2 protein-coding genes are annotated in these 1,153 nt (G+C 67.4%); both read right to left on the minus strand.

Annotated elements, in window-relative coordinates; all coding sequences use genetic code 11:
- Nucleotides 1-551: transposase (locus tag FB157_RS47010; protein WP_261387080.1), on the minus strand; the 551-nt coding region annotated here is incomplete at its 3' end.
- Nucleotides 548-1,087, minus strand: coding sequence for a winged helix-turn-helix domain-containing protein (locus FB157_RS47015; protein ID WP_145887997.1), 540 nt, complete (start codon nt 1,085-1,087; stop codon nt 548-550). The genes FB157_RS47015 and FB157_RS47010, both read right to left, overlap by 4 nt.
- Between the last annotated feature and the right edge of the window lie 66 nt (nt 1,088-1,153).

Genomic DNA, 1,153 nt, shown 5'->3' on the forward strand with positions numbered 1-1,153 from the left:
TACTGAGGTTGAACTCGGGTTGTCGTGGTCGTGATGGATAGTCCGGTCCCGGCGAGGCATCCGTCGATCAGGTCGGGGCGGTACTGGATCGTTCTCAGGCCGTGCCGGATGGTCTGGATCAGGTGCTCGGGTGTGGTGAAGGCGGTGTTGGACAGCCAGCCGCGTCGCAGCAGGGACCAGATGCCCTCAACGGGGTTGAGGTCGGGTGCGTAGGCGGGCAGCTGGTAGACGGTGAGCCAGTCACGTCCGGCGATGAACTGCCGCATTCCGGCGGTGAGGTGGACGTTGAGGTTGTCCCAGATGAGGACGATCGGGCCGCCAAGCTGCTGGTGGGCGGTGATGAGCAGGTCGCGGTAGTCGGTCCAGGCGAAGCTCTTGCGTCCGTCGCGCCGGCCGTCGTCACGGCGGGGCCGGTAGATCAGCCGGGAGCGTTCGCCGGGTTTGTAGCAGGTCAGGGCCGCTATCGAGATGCGTCGGCGGGAGCGGCCGCGGACCCGGATGACGGGCGTGTGGCCCCGGCGGGCCCAGGTGCGTGCGGTGGGCGGCGTCATCGAGAAGCCGGACTCGTCCTCGAAGACGATCCATGCATCGAGCGCCGCCGCGAGGCTTCCACCTGGGGCCAGGTCTCCTTCACCCAGCCGGTGACCTGATCCTCGTCGCGTTCGACGGCCCGTCTGGCCGGCACCTGACAGGAGAAGCCGTGCCGGATCAGCAGCTTGCGCACCCCTTGCAGGGTGTAGCTCTTGTGGAAGCGCCGCCCGATCACGGTCTTGATCCTCGAAAGCGTCCAGCGTTGATCTGGCCAGCCGTGAGCTACCGGCCCCTTGGCCAGCTCGGCTTCCAGCACCGCGAACTGTGCCTCGCTCAGTCTTGGAGGCGAGGCCGAGCCAGCCGAGCGCAGGGCCCGCGGTCCGTCCCTGAACCAAGTCCGCCGCCACCGCTGGACCGAGCGCACGCTGACCCGTAACTCCTTGGCGATCGCGGAGCTCGGCTCGCCGAGGGCGAACCGCTCGGCGGCCATCATCCGGATGCTCTCGCGGAACTGCCGACGTTCGTCCGACAGACCTCCGCCCTGCGCGTACCTCATGACAACGGCGTACCGCGAGGATCAAGCTCTGTCAGCACCAACGACAACCCGAGTTCAACCTCAGTA

This window comes from Streptomyces sp. BK340 (genome assembly GCF_007827595.1).
In the GTDB taxonomy this organism is placed as follows: Bacteria; Actinomycetota; Actinomycetes; order Streptomycetales; family Streptomycetaceae; genus Streptomyces.